This is a genomic window from Parablautia sp. Marseille-Q6255, from assembly GCF_951230155.1.
In the GTDB taxonomy this organism is placed as follows: domain Bacteria; phylum Bacillota; class Clostridia; order Lachnospirales; family Lachnospiraceae; genus Choladousia.
In genome coordinates, this window is sequence record NZ_CATNVD010000008.1 from 14,638 (window position 1) to 36,679 (window position 22,042).

Here is a 22,042-nt window from a genome sequence, read left to right on the forward strand (position 1 = left end):
AGATAATTTTGCATAATGAAGCTGTGAATAAAAAGCTAAAAAACAGGAAAGTAAATAATAAAGTTAGAAACATTGACGGCAAATAAACTAAAAAAAGTATTATTGAGTAGTTTTATTGTGCTAAATGAACAAAGGACGGGTGATTTTTTCGTGTTTGACAAACGTATAAATTATCAGACAAAAGATTATAATGGACTTATCAAAAACAACGGGGTGTTGGAGATGGAGAATACAACAAGAATAAAAGAGATGACCTGGTTTGAGTATGCGAGGAGGACAGATGACTGGTTCATATTGCCGGTAGGTGCAGTAGAACAACACGGACCGCATCTTCCATTATATGTGGATACAATTCTGGCAGAAGAATTTGCAGAAAGAATTGCAGAGCAGGTGCATGGTGTAGTGGCGCCGGCACTCAGTTATGGATACAAGTCAAAACCATTTAGCGGAGGGGGACCTCTGTTTCCGGGAACGATAGATTTAAGCGGCAGAACATTGCAGTACATAATAGAGGATATTCTGGAGGAAGCTGTCAGAGATGGATTTAAAAAAATCTTGATTTTCAGTGCACATTTTGAAAACGAAGCATTTATCGCAGAGGCAATGGATATCTGTTCGAGAAGATTTGGGGATACTGTTCAGATTTTGTTGATGAACTGGTGGGATCCGATGAGTCCGACTCTGATAGATGAGGTGTTTGATACGATACCATTTCCGGGATGGGCACTGGAGCATGCCGCTGTTACAGAAACCTCTCTCATGATGTATTTTGCACCGGCGATGGTCAGAGCAGAGCAGATCGTGCAACGTAGCAATGCTGTCCCGGAAATCTGCTATAAATATCCGATTGATCGAAACAGCATTCCCAAGGACGGATGTCTCGCATCAGCTCAGTCTTCCAGTGCAGAAAAGGGCAGGAAAATAGTAGAAGATGTGATACGGAATATAACGGACTATCTGAAGAAACTGGATATTTAAGAGAGAGAGGAAATCCGGCAGAAAAGGATCTGCCAGAGAAATCTTTTCCCGGACAGATCCGCTGTGATGTCATGTATCGTATAGAAGCACACTGATAAAAAGCTCCATCTGCTCCAGAGAATTTGAGAAATCTGATCCGAGCAGAGATTTAATCAGTGAAAGGCGATACGATAACGTATTTTTATGGATGTAAAGATCGGCAGCAGTTTTCGTAAGGCTGTTGTTGTTAATAAAATAAGACTTTAAGGTTTTAAGGAGATTGGCAGAGTGTTTTTCATCATACTCAATCAAAACTTTAATGTTCTTATAACAATAATCAACAATGCGGTTATTTTTCTTTAATTCAAGCAAAATGCGGTAAATCCCGAGCTGTTCATATCGTATGATACATTCGGGGGGGGGTAAAAGGTGATAGTCCTTATAGGAAAGGCAAAGCTGTACTTCCTTGTATGCAGCTTTGATTTCGGTAATTTCCTGCTTGACCGAGCTAAATGCGAGGTAGATCGGATGAGAAGGAAATAATGCTTTCATATAGCGGAATGCCTTTTCAATTTCCTGACGGGTATCATCAAAATTCTGGTCCGCAGTGATAAACAGGATCAGCTGATTCGCATAGGAGCAGGAAAGGATGTTTGATGAATCCGTGCCCAGACGTTTATGCCGGATAAAAGAATTCATCTGACGAAAACATAGTTCTGTAGTTTTGGAAAATGCAGTTTCATCGGCCTGGACAATAGCAATACAGTAGTTATCATATAACGCGATATCATAAAATTGCAGCAGTGAATCGATGTCACAGTTTTCAGAAAACAATGCACTTTCCAGAAAAAAGCGAGTGCGCTCTCTGGAATTGTGTTCGGCCTGAATTAGCTGAATGATTTCTTTTGTAGCATCTACGAGTTTTACGTTCCAGGGCATTTCAAATAAGGGAAATGATTTTTCATTTGCAATGCGCAGGACTTCCTCAGGGATCGAAGCAATATGTTCGGGATGAAGCAAAAATATAATCCCGGATAAATTTTTGGCGATGCATTCGGCTGTTAAGTGAATCAGGTATGTATCGCTGACAGGAAGTCCGAGTCCTGTAACAAACAGCAATTCGCCGCCGTGAAGCCATTGTGATATGGTAGGCGTTACACAGACAAATGGCCAAGTGACTTTCCTCGTCAAGCCATCTTCACCGGCACGCAATTTTACGTTGCGAAAAGTGGTTAGAGAAAAAAGGTCACTACAGTATATTGACATAATAATCACTCCTAAAACAAAAAATATCTTACTATTATTTATCATAGAATGAAAAGGCGTGTCAAGTATCTTTCGATATTTCAAAAGTGCGTCTTAAAAATAAACAATAAGGATGAGGTGAAAAAATGAAACAGGCATGGGAATATGATTACGAATTTTTTTGTGATGCAGTGCCAGTAAAAGACAGAAAGGATTTAATCCAGTGGGACACTATGCTGGAGGGAAAATTTCTGGAGGAAGCAAAGGAGATGCTTGAAATCGGAAAGGGAGCGTGGATAAAGCCGCTTCCAGAATCAAAAGCTCCGTTTTCCAAGATGCTCGGTGCGATCTCCTCTATGAAAAATATGGGTTACAACGTGGATGAGGCAACAAAGCTGATCCCGGAGGCTTTTGAGTGTATTGAGAAAAATGATCTGATCCGGCTGCAGATTGTAAATGCACGGGTATTTAAAGCTCTTGCAGAGGCAGAGAAGATTCCAGATCATCCTTACTGGGGCTATACGGTATATGAGAGCTTTGAGCAGTATTGCGCAGCCGTCACCTTCCCGGAGTATCCAGATTATCAGATTCCGGACAAAGACAAGCTCTTTGAGCAGGTACATGCAGGATGGCTTGGTGAGATCATCGGATCAGCGCTGGGGACTGCAGTAGAAGGGTTTAAGTCTTCAAGGCTGTGGGAGGTATTTGGTGAAATCCATGATTATGTAAAGCCGCCGGAGACGCTGAATGATGACATTACATTTGAGCTTGCATTTTTAGAGGCATTCAGAGAAAAGGGCTATGATCTGACAGCGGACGATATCGCTGACAAATGGATCGGATATATTCCATTTGCCTATACGGCAGAAGGTGTTGCACTGAATCAGCTGCGCCAGGGTATTTATCCGCCGGAAAGCGCGTATGTGGCAAATCCATACAGAGAGATGATCGGAGCTGCGATGAGAGCAGCTGTGTGCGGAACGATCGCACCGGGTAATCCAAAGCTTGCAGCAGAGCTGGCGTGGAAGGACGGGTCAATTTCTCATCATAACAACGGAATTCTTACAGAGATTTTCAATGCAGTGATTGTCTCGATGGCATATGTGGAAAAGGATATCCGGGTGATTTTGGATAAGGCATGTGACATGATTCCAAAGGACAGTGAATTTTATTCCGTTATCACGTTTGCGAGAAAGGCATGTGAAACATCGGCAACTTACAGAGAAGCATGTGAAAAATGTGAAGAGAAATATAAGGAGTATAACTGGGTACACGCATACCCGAATATGGCATTTGAAATTGTTGCAATGCATTTCGCAGGAAATGATTTTGAAAAGGCAATGACGATATTGATGATGGCAGGTCAGGACAACGACTGTACGGGAGGACCGATCGGTCATGCATATGGTACTCTGCTTGGTAAAGAGGCAATCGGGGATAAATTTATTTTACCTTTGCAGGATCAGCTTGATACGTATGTACGGACGATGGAGAGCCAGACGATTACTTCGCTGTCTGAGAAGACGACAGAAGCCATTCTGAAATATAATAAATAATAAGAAACAAGCAAAAAAGAAAGGCAGGTAACAGTATGAAAATGAAAAGATTGGCAGCAATGACATTATGTGCAGTGATGTGTGCGACAACAGTTGTTCCGGTTATGGCGGAGGAAAAAGACAAGGTGATCGGTCTGCTGATTCCATCCCCGGAAGGAGACCCGTTTATCAGTCTTTGTATCAAAGGTCTTGAGAAGCTTGCAGACGAGCAGGGGGCAGAGCTGAAGATCGTGGAAACGGTAGATAAAGCGGAGTATGAGGATCAGACAAGAGCAATGGCTGAAATGGGAGCAAATCCAGTTTACACTATGTGGGGAGATCTTTCTGAGATCGCAGACCGCATTGCACCGGAGTATCCAGATACAGACTTCGTTCTCTGTGACGTATATATGGAAACGGATCAGCCGAATGTCAGCTCCGTTGCGGTAGACCCGTCTCAGTCTGCATTTATTGCCGGTGTAGTAGCTGCGAACAATACAGAGGTAAATAAGGTTGGGTTTATTGCACATGCGGATCGCCCGGTAAGCCGCAAATACCGTGATGGATTTATTCAGGGTGTTGAGTATGTCAATCCCGATATTGAAGTAAAGGTAGCATATGTAGGAAATGATCAGGACCCGGTAAAGGGACAGGAAGTGGCAAAGCTGATGGTTCAGAATGAAGGAGTAGACCTGATCTTCCAGTCAGCTTCCAGAAGCGGTCTCGGCGTGATTGCAGGATGTGAACAGCTTGGTATTAAGTGTATTGGAAGTGATGACTATCAAGGTGACGTCAGTGACTGTGTGATCTGGTCAGCGCTCAAACCGATTGATGAGGCTTTGTATGTAGTAGGAAAGTCATCCTTTGAGGGTGAATTTATGAGCGGTGACAAAGAGTATGGTCTGACAGATGGACTGCCAATGTATACGCAGGAAGAGTTTGACAGCCTGAGCGAAGATGTTCAGGAATCCGTCAAGAAGGTAGAAGAAGAATTCATGGCAGGAAATATTGAGGTAACTGTCGAAACGGAAGCTGAGACAGAAGCCAAAACAGAGTAAACAGGACACACAAAATACGATAACGCAAATACAATAGGTGCTGCTGTGCAGGATTTGCGCAGCAGCATAATTGTTAAAATGGAGGGGTTGGATGGATGACATTATCCTGGAAGTGAAACATATTTCTAAATATTTTGGGACATTTGCAGCAAATAAAAATATTGACCTGAAGGTAAAAAAGGGTACTGTGCATTCCATTATTGGTGAGAATGGAGCTGGAAAGAGTACTCTGATGAATATGATCTCAGGAATATATCAGCCCAGTCAGGGTGAAATTTATGTAAAGGGTGAAAAAGTAGTATTTCGAAATCCCAATGATGCAACGAAACGTGGAATCGGTATGGTGCATCAGGAGTTTATGCTTTTTCCAGAACTGACGATTCTGGAAAATCTGATGATGGGATTTGAAACAACGAAATCAGGCAGATTTTTAGATAAGAAAAAGGCAGCAGCAGATATTGAAGAAATCACGAAAAAATATAATTTTTCGATTCCTCTGAACCAGAAAGCAGAAGAACTTCCAGTTTCTCTGCTGCAGCAGGTTGAAATTGTCAAGGTGCTTTACAAAGGCGCGGAACTCATTATTCTGGATGAACCGACAGCCGTTCTGACTCCGCAGGGGATCGAAGGATTGTTTGCCGCTATCCGAAATCTGACAAAACTTGGAAAGACTATTATTATGATTACCCATAAGCTGAAAGAGGTTATGGAAATTTCGGATTATATTACGGTGTTAAAAGATGGAGAGGTAACTGGAAATCTTCTTCCGCAGGAGACAAATGAAGAAGAAATGGCAAGCCTCATGGTAGGGCGAAAGGTTCTGTTTAATACAACGAAGCAAGAAAAGCAGATAGGCGGACCGATCCTCGAGGTAAAAAAACTGACGGTAGCAGACAGCGATGGAGTAGACCGGGTAAAAAATGTCAGTCTGACAGTGAAAAAGGGGGAGATTGTAGGGATCGCAGGTGTAGCCGGATCGGGGCAGAGCGAACTGGTTGAAGCAATTTTTGGATTGAGAAGACCGAAATCCGGTGATATTTATTACAAAAATGAATTGATAACAAACAAAACGCCAAGAGAAAAAAGACAGGTAAAGATCGGATACGTTCCTCAGGACCGCCTTGCGACCGGATGCTGTGTGAATGGCAGTCTGATGGAGAACTGTATCATGGGGTATCATGTTGCACATAAATTCAGCAATCCGCGGCTGATTAATAAAAAAGAGGCAAGAGATTTTACCGAAGATGTAGAAAAGCAGTTTCAGGTCAAAATACAGGATATTTCGGATGCAATGGGAACAATGTCAGGGGGAAATATTCAAAAGGCGATTGTAGGACGGGAATTTATGCAGGATAATAATCTGCTGATCATCGAGGATCCGACGCGTGGAATTGATGTCGGAGCGATTGAATTTATCTGGCAGAAGATTATTGATATTTCTGAACAGGGATGTTCTATTTTGCTTGTCAGCCATGAGCTTGGAGAGATCATGGAGCTGTCCGACCGTATTTTGATCATGTACAATGGAGAAATCACAGGAAATCTTCTGAATACGGCAGATCTTGATGAAAAGACAGTAGGTCTGTATATGCTGGGAGGGAAGAAAGATGAAGCTTAAACTGAAGCTGTCAACAAAGCTGGAGATCATGAAATATACAGTGTCAGTAGTTCTGATTATTATTATCGGCAGTCTGATCATTTTGTCTCAGGGTGACAGTCCGCTGGAAGCAGGGAAAGCGCTCCTGGAAGGTTCTGTAGGCAGTCTGAGCGCATTAGGTACAACCATCCGCTGGACCACTCCAAGCATCATCACAGGTATAGCGGCGCTGATCGCATTTAAGTCCGGTATCTGGAACTGTGGTATTGAAGGGCAGATGTATTTTGGAGCCTTTGCAGCAGCGATCGTAGGATCTGCATTTACTTTACCGAAGATGATCCACCTTCCGCTTACGCTGATCGTAGCAGGGCTTGCCGGTATGGCATTTGCTTTTATTCCGGCCATTCTGAAGCTGACTTTGAATGTAAATGAGCTGATCTGTACCCTCATGCTGAACTATGCAGCAAATCTGTTTACGGAGTATCTGACTTTTAAATACATGGGATTCGATGCATCCGAACTGGCAGATGCAATTGCCACCCCGGATATGCATCCAACGGCGAGACTGTCTACGATTATTCCGCGGACAAGCGCGTCAACAGCTATTTTTATAGCTATTATCATAGCCATCGTGATTTTTCTGTTATATAAATATACTGTTTTGGGATATGAGCTTAAAATGGTGGGCGAAAATCTGAGATTTTCTAAATATGGTGGAGTAAACTACAAAAAAGTGTTCATTCTGATTTTCCTGATCAGCGGATTTATCGCAGGATTGTGCGGTGGAACAGAGATGTCAGGATCTTTTGGAAAATTCCGCCCTGCATTTGCTACGAATTTGGGATGGGATGGCGTTATGATTGCATCTATTGCAAAAAATAATCCGATCGCCGTGATCTTTATTTCTATATTCTGGGGAATGCTCAAGAGTGGATCGTTCCATATGGAAAGAATGACAAATACGAACCGACTGGTGATCACGCTTTTGCAGGCTGTATTTGTACTTCTCGTCGCAGTAGATTACGAATCGCTGTATAAGCGCTTCTGTGAAAAACGTCAGCTGAAAAAGCTGCGCGCACAAAAGGAGGTTGGCTGATTATGTTGCGATATTTGTTTAGTGCATCTACCTGGGCGGCTACATTGCGTCTGTCAGCACCGCTTGGACTGGCCGCGATGGGTAGTGTCTTTGGTCATAAAGCAAGGATTTTTAATATCGGGTTGGAAAGCTACGTTCTTACGAGTGCATTTTTTGCGACCTGGGGAAGCTATTTGTTTGAAAATGCATTTATCGGTCTGTTGTTTGGCATGGCTGCCGGTATTGTCATGTCGGGTATTTTCGGAATTTTTGTTTTGCATCTGAAAGCAGATCCGATCGTAGTGGGTATTGCAATGAATTTAAGCTCCTGGGGTCTGACGTCGCTGCTCTTACTGAATATATTCCATATCAGGGGTTCTATTATGGATCCGCGTATTAAGAGCTTTTCAACAATACATATTCCGTTTTTAGATCATATTCCGATTATTAATGATATTTTCAATAACCAGAATATTCTTGTATATATGACGATTGTTGTAGTGATTCTTTCTCATATAATAATGTACAAAACGCCATTTGGCCTTCGTATCCGCGGTGTAGGTATCAATGAAAGTGCAATGGAAGCGGCCGGAGTGTCTGTTATTAAGTATAAATGGGCCTCATTGATTATTACGGGAGTGCTGGTTGGAGCAGGCGGTGCATTTCTGCCGCTGAGCGGAATATCGATGTTTACAGAGAATATGTCTGCAGGAAAGGGATTTCTCGCTGTAACAGCAGCTCGAATCGGAAACGGAGATCCGTTAAAGGCATTTTTTGCATGCTTTATCTTTGCTTTTGCAGATGCATTGTCTGTAGGACTTCAGAATTTCAGTATTCCATCACAGCTTGTGTTGATGACTCCGTATGTGATAACGATTGTAGTGATGTGTTTTACAAATTTAAGTGAACTGAGAAAGGAAAGCGTATGAAAATAAAAGTACAGGAAATGGACCCGGTCAGTTTTGAGCCATACGGACGGTATATTCCGATGCTGAAGGATGAAACGTATATGATGCACAGCAGCGGAGACAGTTTTGAGGATCATATGACAAAAGAGCCACTGATCGATACACAGGGACATTTGGGTTACACGATTGGCGGCAGTGCTCCGTATATTGTCAGCAGTATGGAGAAACATTTTCATACAGAGGAGGCACTGTTTTGCGCGGCAGAGCCGATCGTACTTGTTGTGGCAGCTTCCCACGGGGATCTGCCGCCGCAGGCAAAAGATATCCGGGCATTTGTGCTGCATCCGGGCGAGGTGGCAGTATTAAACCGCAACGTCTGGCATGATGCTTGCCGGGGTCTGAGAAAGAATACAGGATATTATTATCTGGCGTCAAGAGGCGCAGCTCCTGCGGACTGGATTACAGTGGACGGGGAGGCCGTTATAGAATTGTAAGTATAGTGGAGGCGTGATATAGATGAAAAAATTCAGTAATCTCCGTCTGCGAGGAAAATCAGAGACGTATGAAATATTAGTGGAAGATGGAAATATCACAGAGATCATGCCGAAAATTCCGGTAATATGTGAGACAGAGGACTTAGGTGGCAGGCTGGTTCTTCCACCGTATGTCGATCCGCATCTTCATCTTGACTACGTTTTTACAGCACGAAAGCAGGGAAATAAAAACAATACGGGAACATTGTTTGAAGGAATCCAGAGATGGAGTGATATGAAGCACGTGCTGACGATAGAGGAGGTGAAAAGCAGGGCAAGGGATGGAGTCCGCAAAGAGATGCTGCACGGAGTACAGATGATCAGGACTCATGTAGACGTGACAGATCCCGGACAGACTGCTTTAAAAGCAATACTGGAGCTTCGTGAGGAGCTGAAGGAAATGATTGATATTCAGATTGTTTCCTTTCCACAGGAAGGAATGTATTCGTATAAAAACGGTGTAGATCTTGTGGAAGAGGGGCTTCGTATGGGAGCGGATTGTGTAGGCGGTATCCCGCATTTTGAGCTGTCGTATGAGCTGGGAGAACGTTCTGTTCATAAGGCTGTAGAGCTTGCTTTGAAATATGATAAGCTGATTGATCTGCACTGCGATGAGACAGATGATCCGCACAGCCGCCACCTGGAGTTGCTGACAGCACTTGCGATCACGGAGGGGATCGGAGAACGGACTACAGCAAGCCATACATGTTCATTTGGATCAGCAGACAACAGCTATGCCTTTCGGATGATGAGGAATCTAAAAAAAGCAGGGCTGCATATGATCTCCTGTCCGACGGAAAATGTATACTTGGAGGGACGGCAGGATGCATATCCAAAGCGCCGTGGCCTTACGAGAGTCAAGGAGCTTTTTGAACACGGGATCAATGTATGTTTTGCGCAGGATTCTATACAGGATCCGTGGTATCCTCTGGGAAATGGAAATCTAATGAATATTTTGGATCACGGGATCCATCTTGCACAGATGATGTCCTTTGAGGAATTGGATCAGGTACTCGATCTTATTACGGTAAATGGCGCAAAAACAATGCAGATGCAGGCATTTTACGGAATAGAGAAAGGAAAGCCGGCAAATTTCATTGTCCTTGACGCGCAAAGTGAATTTGAGGCGATCAGTGAGCGCGCCGGAGTCCTCGCCTCGGTTAGAAAGGGAGAATTTCTGTTTAAAAAAAGACCGGCAGCGTTTGAAGAAAAAAATGCTTTTTTTACTGTGTAATAGGAGCGCAGGCAAATCAGATAGGGCAATCTGTTTGTACAGCCGACATAGGCAGATATATTCTGCTTGTGTCGGCTGTTTTTCAGCCGTAAGTGTTTTTTGCATCGTCATGGCATATCATTTATGAGCGGCCAAAAACACCTTAAATTTTTCTGAATCAAGGCGATTAAAGTTGACAATTTCTGGCGATTCTTTTAAGATGAGGGTATTAAAATTTATCTGGTTAACGCAGAGAATTTCAGAGCCCGTGCCGCATAGAAACCAGAGAGGCAAAGGCCGGACAGGCAGAGGAAGGAGTACTGCGGAAAGGAGCGAAAACATGGTTAGAAAAACACAGCTGGAGATAAAGAAAGAGCTTCGGGGAGGAAATGGCGAGGTGGAGATCCGCCATATCGTATCCAAAGAAGAGTTAAATGGTCACGGAAATATGTATGCTCTGATGAGGCTGAAGCCGGGATGCAGCATTGGCTGGCATCAGCATATCGGAAATACAGAGCCATATTTTATTCTGGAAGGCAAAGGAACCTTTATTGACAATGACGGTTCCAAAACAGAAGTAGGACCGGGAGATGTCTGTGTGATTGAGGTCGGACAGAGCCATGCGATGGAGAATAATGCAGATACGGATCTTGTGTTCATGGCGCTGATTTACAATGAGTAATAGCTGGGAAAGATGAGGAGGCAATGAAATGAATTTTGAAGAGCTGGGGAGAAAAGTCAGGAAATTCAGTCGTGATACGATGGAAGAAGTACAGAAGATGAATGAGGTGCGGCAGCTCAATGGAAGGATCAATGAGGAGCAGAAAAAGATCCAGAGCCTGTATGCAGAGATCGGGAAAAAGCTGTATGAACAGTATAAGGAGGAAGCGCTTGCCGGGTTTGAAGCAGAGATCCATGCGATCAGTGATAAGTTTATCCGCATCGCGGAATTAAAAGAACAGATTCGAAACGTCAAAGGAGTTGTTTTGTGCCCGTGCTGTAATATGGAAGTGTCTGCTACAGAAAGATTTTGTTCCAACTGCGGGAACAAGATGCCGGAGGTATTTGAGATCGTCGATGAGGAAGAGGCGGCAAAGGCAGTCACGGTAGAATCAACAGATGTAACACAGACTGTGGAGGAAACTGCAGAAGATACGGCTGAGGAAGCAGCAGAAGCTGTGGAAGCTGTGAAGGAGAAGACAGAGGAAGCTGTGGAGGCTGTGAAGGAGAAGACAGAGGCAGCAGCGGAAGCTGTGGAGGAGAAGGCAGAGACTGTGGCAGAGGCTGTGGAAGAAACAGCAGAAGACGCAGTGGAAGCGGTGAAAGAAAAGGCAGAAGACATCGCGGAAGCAGTGACGGAAAAAGCAGAAGACATCGCGGAAGCAGTGACGGAAAAGGCAGAGGAAGCAGCGGAGGCTGTGAAGGAGAAGACAGAGGCAGCAGCAGAGGCTGTGGAGGAGAAGGCAGAGACTGTGGCAGAGGCTGTGGCAGAGCCAGCAGAAGATGCGACAGAAAAATAATTGCGGAAGGATGCGGATGCAGGGAAAGTGAGGGGAGAACGGGATGTATTTTTATGTACCGACAAAGATATACAGTGAGAGAGACTGTGTGAAGAAGTATGCTTCGCAGTGGGCAGGACTGGGGAAAAAAGCGCTGATTGTGACCGGAAAGAGCTCTGCGCACAATGGAGCGCTGAAAGATGTCACAGCGGCACTGAAGGAACAGAAAACGGAGTATATTGTTTTTGATGAGACAGAGGTGAATCCGTCTGTTGAGCAGGTAATGCATCTGCGCGGGCTGGGGCTTTTGGAGAAGGTTGACTTCGTGATCGGCATCGGAGGAGGATCGCCGATGGATGCGGCAAAGGCAGCGGCGCTTATGATCGCACAGCCGGATAAGGAAGCGGCGTATCTGTATGAGAAGGGGGATGATACGGCGCTTCCGGTTGTCGAGGTGCCGACAACATGCGGGACTGGATCGGAGGCGACGCCGTATGCGATATTGACAGTGCATGAGCGCCGGATCAAAGCAAGCCTTCCGCACAGGGTTTTCCCGGTATTCTCTTTGGTGGATGGAAAATATCTGCTGGGGATCGGGAAGGATACGCTTATTGATACTGCGGTTGATGCGCTGGGGCATCTTGTGGAGAGCTACGTAAATGTCAATGCGACGCCATTTACCCATATGCTTTGTGAGTATGGGATGCATATCTGGAACGACAATAAAAAAGTGCTGATCGGCGCCAATCGTACGGTAGAGGAGTGTGACGCGCTTCTTCTTGCCTCGACACTTGCGGGCATGGCGATCGCTCATACCGGGACCGCTCTTCCGCATGGACTGAGCTATTATCTGACGTATGAGAAGGGGATCCCGCATGGCAGGGCAGTGGGCTATTTTCTCCCCGGGTATCTTGCAGCTGCGGGGCCGCTTGTGAAAAAGCAGGTGCTTCATCTGATCGGTTTCCCGGATATTCAGTATTTTACGGCGTTTCTTCATAAGCTGATCGGGCCGATGCAGGTAGAAGATGCGCTGATCGCGAAAGCTGTGCAGGGGCTTATGGAAAATGAAAGCAAGCTGCGAAATGTACCGTACCGTGTGACGGAGGATATTTTGTATCAGATTTGCAGCAGTGCGCCGGGATGCAGCATAAAATAGATAAACATATAAGAAGGAGAGCGGATATGAATTCATATAAAAAAGAAATGGATGTACTGGTCGGGGAGATTCTTGGCAGCTATCAGAAATATCCGCAGACATGCAGCATCCATACGAGACATCGTCTGAATAATGAGATTATTATTGATCTGCTCGATAAGATCCGGTGCGTAGTATTTCCGGGGTTTTTTGAGACAAAGACACTCAATGAAAATGCAATTGAATACCATGTGGGAGAATTGTTAGAGGATATTCAGTATCGTCTGACAAAGCAGGTTACAAAGGCGTTATTCCATTCGGAGAATGCACCGGGAGACGAGGAGGCTGCTTATCAGCAGGCAAAGGATATTGTGCATCGCTTTTTGCAGAGGATCCCGGCGCTGCGGGCGATTCTCGCTACGGATGTGCAGGCGGCGTATGATGGAGATCCGGCTGCATTTAATACAGATGAGGTGATTTTTTCGTATCCGGGTGTGTTTGCGATCACTGTGAACCGTATTGCCCATGAGCTGCATATACTGGGTGTGCCTCTGATTCCCCGCATTATGACAGAGCATGCGCACAGTCTGACGGGTATCGACATTCATCCCGGAGCAACGATCGGGAGTTATTTTTTCATTGACCATGGCACGGGTGTCGTGATCGGAGAAACCACAACGATCGGTACCGGCGCAAAGATTTATCAGGGTGTTACGCTTGGCGCACTCTCGACGAGAGGCGGTCAGACACTGCGCAGCACGAAGCGCCATCCGACGCTGGAGGATAATGTGACCGTATATTCCGGAGCGTCTATCCTTGGAGGAGAGACCGTTATCGGAGAAGGAGCCATCATTGGCTCTAATGCATTTATCACATCCTCTGTGCCGGGAGGGACGAGAGTCAGCATTAAGAATCCGGAGCTTCAGTTTAAGGATCGCGTGCGCATGACAGAGCTGGGACAGGAAGGGTTCTGGAAGGGCAATGACTGAATCAGCATGAAAGTTAAAAAGCAGTGGAAATGCGATGGAAAAGGATTATTTTTGGAAAAGTGCTTATGTTGCATGGCAGGGCGTCTTCCGGTTCAGACCAGAAGGCGCTCTGCTGCGTAAACAAAGAGAGGAATGGTTGCCAGAGAGCACAGCGTGGTAAACGCATACATTTCGGAGGCATATCTGTAATTTTTCTGAAAACGCAGAGAAAATGCGGTGCAGGTAGTAGCAGCCGGGCAGGCTGCGGCAATCAGGATCGCGCAGGCTGCGACAGAGCCGGTGTGCAAAAGCATCAGGCTGATGAGCACAAGGGCCGGCATAAGGAGGAGCTTCAGGAATGCTACCAGATAAAGCTTTTTGTTGCGGAGCATTTGCAGCAGATCCGTCTGCGCTACCGATACGCCGGCAATGATCATTGCGAGCGGCGTGTTCATCGCAGCTATGTAGTCCAGCGTATCGCCGATCATGGCAGGAAAGCGGATCTGTGTGAAAAACAGGATCAGTCCCAACGTACTGGCAAGGATCATGGGGGAAAACAGACCCTTTTTCAGATCAGCCCAGGTCGCCTTTCCCGTCATCAGGATCATACCGTGTGTCCATGACAGGAGATTGAACACCGTCATATAGGCAGTCAGATAGAGGACTCCTTCAGAACCGAGAATACTCTGTACCAGAGGGATTCCCATAAATCCGCAGTTGGAATACATGGCTGAAAAACGCTCGATAGAGTAATCCGGATTCCCGGTTTTTTTAATAAGTAAAGACGAAAGCACAATACCGATCAGATGTGCGGCAAAGGCAAGCGCGAACGATAGCAAAAGACCAGATACGAGGCGCGGCTCATAATCTGTCTGGAGCGCCGTGACTGCAAGGACAGGATTGACGACCATCAGAAGCAGATTCGCCAGAGATTTATTACCATTCTGGTCAATGAGCCCAAAACGGTAGCAGGCGTATCCCGTCAGAAGCAGAAGCAGCATTTTCAGGATCTGTGTTGTGATAATTGTAAACATATAGAACCCCCTCGTAGATAAACAAATAATGTGCAGGAATAAATTCGCCCTATGAATCCGTCTTACGGCATCCGCGCCTGCAAGCAGCCGGTCTGCCATCGGTCGGATTCGCACTGCCGATTGTTTGTGGATGCGGCAGAGTTTATTCGCAGTGGCACTCGAAAATGCAGGCATTTTCTCATTCACGGGCATTCGCCCTATGAATCCGTCTTACGGCATCCGCGCCTGCAAGCAGTCGGTCTGCCGTCAGTCGGATTCGCACTGCTCATTGCTTTCGTGGACAGTATAGCATATGTGGGGGGAAAGGCAAAGAAAAAGAAAGGAAGTAACTGGTATGAAGAGGATTATCCTGGCTTCGGCATCGCCGAGGCGGAAAGAGCTGTTGGAACAGATCGGAGTGGATTTTGAGGTGGTGATCAGTAATGCGCCGGAGATCATTACAAAGACAGATCCGCAGCAGGTGGTAGAGGAGCTTTCCAGGCAAAAGGCGGAGGCAGTGGTAAAGCAGCTGCACGGCACGGAAGGGGAGACTGTATGTGGTACGATTGTGATCGGAGCGGATACGGTGGTCTGCAAGGATGGTGAGATCATGGGAAAACCCAGGGATGAAGCTGATGCGCACAGAATGCTCTGTCTGCTGGCAGGCAGTACGCATTCGGTTTTTACGGGAGTGACGGTGATCGCAGATGGCGCTCTGGTAAAGACATTTTCCTGCGGGACCAGGGTTCATATTTATCCTATGACGCAGGAGGAGATCCAGTCCTATATTGAGACGGGAGAGCCGATGGATAAGGCGGGCGCATACGGGATCCAGGGAAGATTTGCAGCGTGGGTAAAGGGGATCGAGGGGGACTACAACAACGTAGTAGGGCTTCCGGTATCTGCGCTGTGGCAGGTACTGAAAGCCCTGTGATCAGGAAAAGAGTTCTTCTGGATATTCGACTTCAGTGAGGAACAGTCCCTGCGCAGGGGCTGTAAATCCGGCCAGGGAGCGGTCCTGATGCTCCAGCGCTGCCGCCACCTGGGAAGGGAGGCGGTCTCCGAGACCGACTTCTATCAGCGTACCCGTCAGGATCCGCACCATGTTGTAGAGGAAGCCGTCGCCACGGTAGCGGATAGACAGTACGCCATCCTGTTCGGCGAAGGAGATGTCATAGATTGTGCGCACGGTAGATTTTTTCATATGACGGTTGGCACAAAAGCTCCTGAAATCATGGGGTCCGGTCATCAGTGCGGCGGCCTCCTGCATTTTGGGAAGATTCAGCGGCTCTTCGATGCGGTACAGATATTTGCGGTCAAAGACCCGGGCAATGGGGCCGCAGTCAATACGGTATTCGTACGTTTTGCTCGTAGCGCTTAGACGGGCATGAAAGCGGTCAGGCGCTTTGATAACAGAAAGTATGCGGATGTCCTGCGGGAGATAGCGATTGAAATAATCAAGGATCTCGCGGCAGGAGTAGCGGCTTACGATGCGCGGTACACGATAATTGGCGATCTGGCGCAGTGCATGGACACCCGCGTCAGTCCGTCCGGAACCATTTAATTCGACCGGCTCTCCATATAAATATGCAAGAATATTTTCCAGCTTTTCCTGGATCGTATCAGAGGTATTTCCCTGACGCTGCCAGCCGTTGTACCGTGTGCCGTCATACTGGATCACTAAACAGAAATTTGCCATATGTCTCCTTTCCGGCAATAGCTAGGCCTGAGGTTCTTTTAACTGGTAGATTGTATAAGGACCGGAGGTTCCGATCTCTTCATATCCGTACTGCGCCATGGCGCGATGCGGATCTTTTTTTCGCTGCGGCAGTGCGAGGAAGTTGCAGCCGGCACGTCTGGCGCGTCTGGCAAGCCTTTTGTAGTGGGGCGTTTCGGAGATGATCTCGTCATAAAGCTTCTGATCATTTTTGGTGAGGGCGCCCTTGCCCCACCGTCCAAACGGCATCAGGATAGAGGCATCGTATACCCGGATATAGGCGTTTGCCCCGTCGTCCGAGGCGATCCGTATCTCAGAAAGGCCATCGGACCGTGCTGCGTCCTGAACGATATTGCAGATGCGGGCAACGGTATCAGGCACCTTCTGACGGTTGGCGGTGCGGATAAAGTTTCCTTCCTGCAGCATACCGCGGCCTCCAAGAGCGATCGCGGCAATGAGAAGAAGCATGATCAGTGTCTGAGTAAGCCGGGATCTCCGGGTACTCACCAGCCATGCGGCTGCGGCTGCGATCGCGGGTATCAGCGGGAGCAGCCACAGGACGCGCCAGTATACATCGCTGCCGATGCAGGCGCGGATGATGGCAGCAGTCAGCGGACATACAAATACGAACAAAATGGCGCCAAAGCTGATCAGGACCTGTCTGGCTCCGCTTTTTTTTCTGTGGAAGATCAGCAGATAGGCAATAGCCAGCAGCAGCAGATACGGATAAAAACCGTCGTCCCAGTACAGCTTCCAGATTGAAAAAATCCATGTCATCATATCTTTCATAAAATTCCCCATTTCCTGCCCAGCATAATGAAAATGTATGATGCTCCCAGCAGGAGCGAAGGCGTACAGCACAGAAGCCCAAGTGCGGTTTTTTTCAGGCTGCGCACAAAAAACAGTCCCAGAACGATAAAGATCCCCATCATGACGGGCGCGAGGATGATCCCCATAGAGGAGAGCAGGCACGCAGAAAGATTCGCCATGAAGTATAAGAGCCAGGAATGCTCTGCCTGTTTTTTCAGAACGATCGCCCATGACAGATAAAAGATCATGGGCAGCAGGATGGAAGCGAGGAGCGCTTTCCCCTGCCAGATACGTACCATCTGGAAATTTCCCGCATTATAAACAGAATAGGCAGAAAACCAGATAAGAAGCGCAGCGCAGAACAGATAGACCCCGCGCCCTGTTTTGTTGTCTGAAAACCATTTTTTACCGATCTGATCCTGCACAAGATAGGCAGCCGGGAGAAATACAGCCGGAAAGATCGTATGCGCCATAATGGCGGGATGAAGTCCCCCGGAAAGCTGGCTGACGACAGCAAGAAAGATCGGAAACGGAGATAGGATATACCGCCTTGGCAGACGCACGTAGGGCAGTCCTGTGTATGCGTTGATGCGGAAAATAGAATCCGTCTCAACCGCAGTAGTAGCAGCGGCGACATAGAGCGCGTCATCCGCATCATGGTGCGCCAGTACGACTGCTACGGCAACCTGAAATACGATGAATCCGACAGCTGCCCACAACCACACAGAGGTGCCGCGCAGTGCCCGGAAATCCCCAGGCACAGAGCTTTTGCGCCGGTACATCCGGATAGCTCCCCCTGCTGCGGCAAGTCCGGCTGTGATGCCATAGCACAGGACAAGCTCATGAAGCGGCCGGCTGAAGTACATAAACAGCAGGATCAGCACCTCCGATATGGAAAATAAAAACAAGTATCCAAACAGAAAACTTTTTGCCAGAGAAAATGGCTCATTTTTTTTAAAAAATAAAGCACCGGAGGCAGTCGGTATCACGACAAGCCAGAACAGTGCCAGAAGGCCTTTCAAAAGAAAATCCATAGAATCCTCCTGTAGCGTCTTTTGTATCAACGATAGCAAGGATTGTCGAAAAAATCAAGTTATTCTTTGAGGAAGTCAGTGGTAAAGGAGGACAAAAACTGATATACTGGAAAAGCAAAACAGTTTTTGGAGAAAAAGGATGAAGATACAAAAAGATCGAAAAATAAATATAGAAGAGAAGCTGTCAGAGCTGCCGGTCGTCCAGTATGCGTGGCTTGCGTGCAGCGATATCCCATTTTCTGCGCGCGTGCGCAGTATCTGCCGTGAGGAATGTCCCAGATACGGGACAAGCTGGGCGTGTCCTCCCGGTGTGGGGAGCGTGGAAGCGTGTCAGAAGCGCTGCGAAGCATACGACGGTGTGTTTGTATTTACGACTGTCGCAGAGGTCACAGACGCTGCGAACATGGAAGAAATGCTTGCAACGCGCGGGGAGCATGAGATGGTCACGAGGCAGATCCGGGACATATTTCAGGAAGAAGCGTTTGAGACGCTCGCACTTTCCGGAGAATCCTGTGCGATCTGCCAGACGTGTGCGTATCCCGATGAGCCGTGCCGCTGTCCGGACCAGATGATCCCGTGCATTGAGGGGTACGGCATCGTGGTTCCGCTTCTTGCAGAAAAAACAGGGATCGAGTTTATGAACGGCGGGAATATTGTAACGTGGTTCGGGATGATCTTATATAAATGTCAGGATAAGTGAATGTATGATAAAACAAAATAATAAAAATAAGAAAAAATCCCGTGCGTTCACAGTTTTACCACAATTTTATCACATTATAGTCAAAAGAGCTGATTATACTTAAGCCATAAAAACAAAGGAGGGGTTCTTATGAAGAAGAAAACAGTTATTTCATTATTATGCGCAGGCGTACTGACCGTAGGAGCATTTACCGGACTGACTGGTTTTGCAGATAAAGATGATGCACAGGACAACACAGAGAATTTCACCATGCTCTCCGCAGAGGATACAGAGGATGTAGATGAGGCAGATGAGGTGAAGGCAGACGGCACGATTACTGGCGTGGCTGACGTCGCGGCGGAGGTGATGCCGGCAGTTGTATCGATTACGAATAAATCCGTGCAGGAGGTACAGGATATTTTCGGTATGTACGGATATTATTTCGGATACGGCCAGCCGGATGGCGGATATACGATCGAGCAGGAGAGCGCAGGCTCTGGTATCATTATCGGACAGAGTGACGATGAGCTTTTGATCTGCACCAATAATCACGTAGTAGAGGGTGCAACCGAGATCACAGTCGGTTTTGTGGATAATGAGATCTATGAGGCGGTCGTAAAGGGAACGGATGCGGGCAATGATCTTGCAGTAGTAGCGGTTAACCTTTCTGACATTTCTGATGACACGCTCGATCAGATCAAGGTGGCCCAGATCGGAAATTCAGATGATCTCGTAGTTGGACAGCAGGTGGTTGCGATCGGTAACGCACTTGGGTATGGTCAGTCTGTCACGACAGGCATTGTAAGTGCGCTCAACCGTACGATCCAGCTGGACGGTTACGATAATACACAGCTGATCCAGACAGATGCGGCGATCAACGGCGGAAACAGCGGCGGCGCGCTTCTTGATATGAACGGCCATGTGATCGGCATTAATTCCGCAAAAGTAGCGGAGAGTGGTGTAGAGGGCATGGGGTATGCGATCCCGATCTCCTATGCACAGCCGATCCTAGAGGATCTGATGAACAAGAAGACACGGACAGAGACCGTGGAAGAAGAAGACAGCGCTTATATCGGCATCACAGGCGAGAGCGTATCCAGCGAGATGACAGAGTACTACGGTATTCCGAAGGGAATCTTTATCACTGAGGTGGCTGAGGACAGTCCGGCAGATGAGGCAGGACTTCAGAGAGGCGATATCATTACAAAATTTGACGGAAGCAGTGTTATGACGATGTCGGAGATGAAGGATATGCTTGCATACTACGCGGCTGGCGAGGAGGTAAAGGTACTGGTCAGCACGGCAGATAATGGCGAGTATAAGGAGCGGGAGGTCAATCTGACACTCGGAGCTCTGGCTGATTATCAGGATCTTTCACAGGACTGATCCCTTCCGGGGAAGACAGTGGACATTGATGCGGTGACGCGATGAAGCGACATAGAAAAAATTCGCGCCCGCGCTGTGAAAACAGCACAAAAAATATTCAAAAAATGCCCTGTAATATAGCGGGATAAATAAAACAGGCGGCGTTCGATACAGGGTCGGGCTGCCTGTTTTTTTCTATATTGCACGTAAATGACAAAAAACGAATGTCTTTTTCGTGCGGACATCAAAAAATATTTGCGAAATGTTTTTTGACATTGTATAATACAAAAAGTAATTTATTTTAGTCAGGGAGGTCGATAAGAATGTCATACACAGAGGAAATTTATGAGCGCGTTGTAGCGCAGAACCCGGGCGAGCCGGAGTTCCATCAGGCAGTAAAAGAAGTTCTTGATTCTCTGAAACTCGTTATTGATGCAAATGAAGAAAAGTACCGCGCAGCAGGTCTGCTCGAGCGCATGGTCGAGCCGGAGCGGGTTATTTCCTTCAAGGTTCCGTGGGTGGACGACAATGGTAAGGTGCAGGTAAACAGAGGCTACCGTGTGCAGTTCAACAGTGCGATCGGACCGTACAAGGGCGGACTGAGATTCCATCCGTCTGTAAATCAGGGTATTCTGAAATTCCTCGGATTTGAGCAGACCTTCAAGAACTCTCTGACAGGTCTTCCGATCGGAGGCGGTAAGGGCGGATCAAACTTTGATCCAAAAGGCAAATCGGACCGTGAGGTAATGGCATTTTGCCAGAGCTTTATGACGGAGCTGTCCAAATACATCGGCGCAGATCAGGATGTACCGGCAGGAGATATTGGAGTCGGCGGAAGAGAGATCGGTTATATGTATGGCCAGTACAAGAGACTGACCGGCCAGTATGAGGGCGTCCTGACTGGAAAAGGTCTGACGTGGGGCGGTTCTCTCGTGCGTACGCAGGCGACGGGATATGGTCTGATCTATATTCTGGATGCGATGCTCAAGGATCACGGTATGGAGCTGGCAGGAAAGACAGTTGTCGTATCCGGTTCTGGAAATGTAGCGATCTATGCGACAGAAAAGGCGCAGCAGCTTGGCGCTAAAGTAGTAGCAATGAGCGATTCCAACGGCTATGTATATGATCCGGAGGGGATTAAGCTTGATGTGGTAAAAGAGATCAAGGAAGTGCGCCGCGGCAGAATCAAAGAGTACGCCGATCAGGTACCGGGAGCTGTTTATACAGAAGGAAAAGGTATCTGGAGCGTGACCTGTGACATTGCACTTCCGTGTGCAACACAAAATGAGCTGAACCTCGATGATGCAAAGGCACTTTATGCAAACGGCTGCAAGGTGATCGCAGAGGGTGCAAATATGCCGACCACACGTGAGGCTACAGATTTCATCCTTGAGTCAGACATGCTCTTCCTTCCGGGCAAAGCATCAAACGCAGGCGGTGTGGGCACTTCCGCACTGGAGATGTGCCAGAACAGCATGCGTATGAGCTGGACGTTTGAGGAGGTAGACGCCAAGCTCAAAGAGATGATGAACGATATTTACGCAAAGATCTCAGATGCTGCAAAGCGCTACGGAGTAGAGGGCAATTACGTGACAGGCGCGAATATCGCAGGCTTTGAGAAGGTAGCAGAGGCAATGATCGCACAGGGGATCGTGCTGTAATTTTACAGGCAGGTGTGCTTCTGACACGCTCGAAGAGAAA

Annotated in this window: 22 protein-coding genes; 17 read left to right on the forward strand and 5 right to left on the reverse strand. The window is 47.1% G+C overall.

Features of this window, described 5'->3' with window-relative positions:
• Positions 1–150 precede the first annotated feature (150 nt).
• Entirely contained in the window at positions 151–978 is an 828-nt protein-coding gene (locus QOX44_RS07145; RefSeq protein ID WP_283682319.1) for a creatininase, read from the forward strand.
• Positions 979–1,047: 69 nt separating this feature from the next.
• Here the strand turns inward: QOX44_RS07145 and QOX44_RS07150 are convergent, their stop codons facing one another.
• On the reverse strand, positions 1,048–2,307 hold the full coding sequence (locus QOX44_RS07150) for a PucR family transcriptional regulator (RefSeq protein ID WP_283682320.1): 1,260 nt from the start codon (positions 2,305–2,307) through the stop codon (positions 1,048–1,050).
• Between the two features lie 41 nt (positions 2,308–2,348).
• Between QOX44_RS07150 and QOX44_RS07155 the strand changes: the two genes are divergently transcribed.
• The 11 genes from QOX44_RS07155 to QOX44_RS07205 all read left to right on the forward strand — a co-directional run bounded on the left by QOX44_RS07155 (position 2,349) and on the right by QOX44_RS07205 (position 13,744).
• Complete coding sequence (locus QOX44_RS07155; RefSeq protein ID WP_283682321.1) at positions 2,349–3,758, forward strand: ADP-ribosylglycohydrolase family protein; 1,410 nt, start codon at positions 2,349–2,351, stop codon at positions 3,756–3,758.
• A 35-nt stretch (positions 3,759–3,793) separates the two neighbouring features.
• Positions 3,794–4,795, forward strand: coding sequence for a BMP family ABC transporter substrate-binding protein (locus tag QOX44_RS07160; protein WP_283682322.1), 1,002 nt, complete (start codon positions 3,794–3,796; stop codon positions 4,793–4,795).
• Positions 4,796–4,886: 91 nt separating this feature from the next.
• On the forward strand, positions 4,887–6,413 hold the full coding sequence (locus QOX44_RS07165; RefSeq protein WP_283682323.1) for an ABC transporter ATP-binding protein: 1,527 nt from the start codon (positions 4,887–4,889) through the stop codon (positions 6,411–6,413).
• A complete protein-coding gene (locus tag QOX44_RS07170; protein WP_283682324.1) occupies positions 6,403–7,488 on the forward strand; it encodes an ABC transporter permease in 1,086 nt (361 codons plus the stop codon). Before QOX44_RS07165 ends, QOX44_RS07170 begins: the two co-directional genes overlap by 11 nt.
• A gap of 2 nt (positions 7,489–7,490) precedes the next feature.
• The gene (locus tag QOX44_RS07175; RefSeq protein ID WP_283682325.1) at positions 7,491–8,396 is read left to right on the forward strand and encodes an ABC transporter permease; all 906 of its coding nucleotides are present in this window, start codon (positions 7,491–7,493) and stop codon (positions 8,394–8,396) included.
• Entirely contained in the window at positions 8,393–8,869 is a 477-nt protein-coding gene (locus QOX44_RS07180; protein ID WP_283682326.1) for an ureidoglycolate lyase, read from the forward strand. Before QOX44_RS07175 ends, QOX44_RS07180 begins: the two co-directional genes overlap by 4 nt.
• Positions 8,870–8,891: 22 nt before the next feature.
• Positions 8,892–10,142: a cytosine deaminase gene (codA, locus tag QOX44_RS07185; protein ID WP_283682327.1), complete on the forward strand. Its 1,251-nt coding sequence runs from the start codon at positions 8,892–8,894 to the stop codon at positions 10,140–10,142.
• 319 nt (positions 10,143–10,461) lie between these two features.
• The gene (locus QOX44_RS07190; RefSeq protein WP_283682328.1) at positions 10,462–10,803 is read left to right on the forward strand and encodes a cupin domain-containing protein; all 342 of its coding nucleotides are present in this window, start codon (positions 10,462–10,464) and stop codon (positions 10,801–10,803) included.
• Positions 10,804–10,831: 28 nt separating this feature from the next.
• Positions 10,832–11,641, forward strand: coding sequence for a zinc ribbon domain-containing protein (locus QOX44_RS07195; protein WP_283682329.1), 810 nt, complete (start codon positions 10,832–10,834; stop codon positions 11,639–11,641).
• Between the two features lie 43 nt (positions 11,642–11,684).
• Positions 11,685–12,776 (forward strand): iron-containing alcohol dehydrogenase family protein, encoded by a 1,092-nt coding sequence (locus QOX44_RS07200; RefSeq protein WP_283682330.1) that lies wholly within the window; start codon positions 11,685–11,687, stop codon positions 12,774–12,776.
• Positions 12,777–12,802: 26 nt separating this feature from the next.
• Positions 12,803–13,744, forward strand: coding sequence for a serine O-acetyltransferase (locus QOX44_RS07205; protein WP_283682331.1), 942 nt, complete (start codon positions 12,803–12,805; stop codon positions 13,742–13,744).
• Positions 13,745–13,836: 92 nt separating this feature from the next.
• On the opposite strand, the gene QOX44_RS07210 is transcribed toward QOX44_RS07205, so the two are convergent.
• Positions 13,837–14,757, reverse strand: a complete 921-nt coding sequence (locus tag QOX44_RS07210) for an AEC family transporter (protein ID WP_283682332.1) — start codon at positions 14,755–14,757, stop codon at positions 13,837–13,839.
• Between the two features lie 51 nt (positions 14,758–14,808).
• Here QOX44_RS07210 and QOX44_RS07215 point away from each other — a divergent pair, with 51 nt between their 5' ends.
• Both QOX44_RS07215 and QOX44_RS07220 read left to right on the forward strand, forming a co-directional pair.
• Positions 14,809–15,165 carry a hypothetical protein gene (locus QOX44_RS07215; RefSeq protein ID WP_283682333.1) on the forward strand — a complete coding sequence of 119 codons (357 nt, stop codon included), beginning with the start codon at positions 14,809–14,811 and terminating at the stop codon, positions 15,163–15,165.
• Positions 15,092–15,670 carry a Maf family protein gene (locus QOX44_RS07220; RefSeq protein WP_283682334.1) on the forward strand — a complete coding sequence of 193 codons (579 nt, stop codon included), beginning with the start codon at positions 15,092–15,094 and terminating at the stop codon, positions 15,668–15,670. The genes QOX44_RS07215 and QOX44_RS07220 overlap by 74 nt, the downstream gene beginning before the upstream one ends.
• Here QOX44_RS07220 and truA read toward each other — a convergent pair whose 3' ends face one another.
• The 3 genes from truA to QOX44_RS07235 are packed head-to-tail and all read right to left on the reverse strand — an operon-like array spanning position 15,671 to position 18,297.
• Positions 15,671–16,435: a tRNA pseudouridine(38-40) synthase TruA gene (truA, locus tag QOX44_RS07225; protein WP_283682335.1), complete on the reverse strand. Its 765-nt coding sequence runs from the start codon at positions 16,433–16,435 to the stop codon at positions 15,671–15,673. It abuts the gene before it with no gap.
• A 21-nt stretch (positions 16,436–16,456) separates the two neighbouring features.
• Positions 16,457–17,242, reverse strand: coding sequence for a hypothetical protein (locus tag QOX44_RS07230; protein WP_283682336.1), 786 nt, complete (start codon positions 17,240–17,242; stop codon positions 16,457–16,459).
• On the reverse strand, positions 17,239–18,297 hold the full coding sequence (locus QOX44_RS07235; protein WP_283682337.1) for a DUF6077 domain-containing protein: 1,059 nt from the start codon (positions 18,295–18,297) through the stop codon (positions 17,239–17,241). Before QOX44_RS07235 ends, QOX44_RS07230 begins: the two co-directional genes overlap by 4 nt.
• Positions 18,298–18,436: 139 nt before the next feature.
• Here QOX44_RS07235 and QOX44_RS07240 point away from each other — a divergent pair, with 139 nt between their 5' ends.
• The 3 genes from QOX44_RS07240 to gdhA all read left to right on the forward strand — a co-directional run bounded on the left by QOX44_RS07240 (position 18,437) and on the right by gdhA (position 22,002).
• Positions 18,437–18,997, forward strand: coding sequence for a DUF2284 domain-containing protein (locus QOX44_RS07240; RefSeq protein ID WP_283682338.1), 561 nt, complete (start codon positions 18,437–18,439; stop codon positions 18,995–18,997).
• 129 nt (positions 18,998–19,126) lie between these two features.
• Positions 19,127–20,362 carry a S1C family serine protease gene (locus tag QOX44_RS07245; protein ID WP_283682339.1) on the forward strand — a complete coding sequence of 412 codons (1,236 nt, stop codon included), beginning with the start codon at positions 19,127–19,129 and terminating at the stop codon, positions 20,360–20,362.
• A gap of 302 nt (positions 20,363–20,664) precedes the next feature.
• On the forward strand, positions 20,665–22,002 hold the full coding sequence (gdhA, locus tag QOX44_RS07250) for an NADP-specific glutamate dehydrogenase (protein WP_283682340.1): 1,338 nt from the start codon (positions 20,665–20,667) through the stop codon (positions 22,000–22,002).
• Positions 22,003–22,042: the final 40 nt, after the last annotated feature.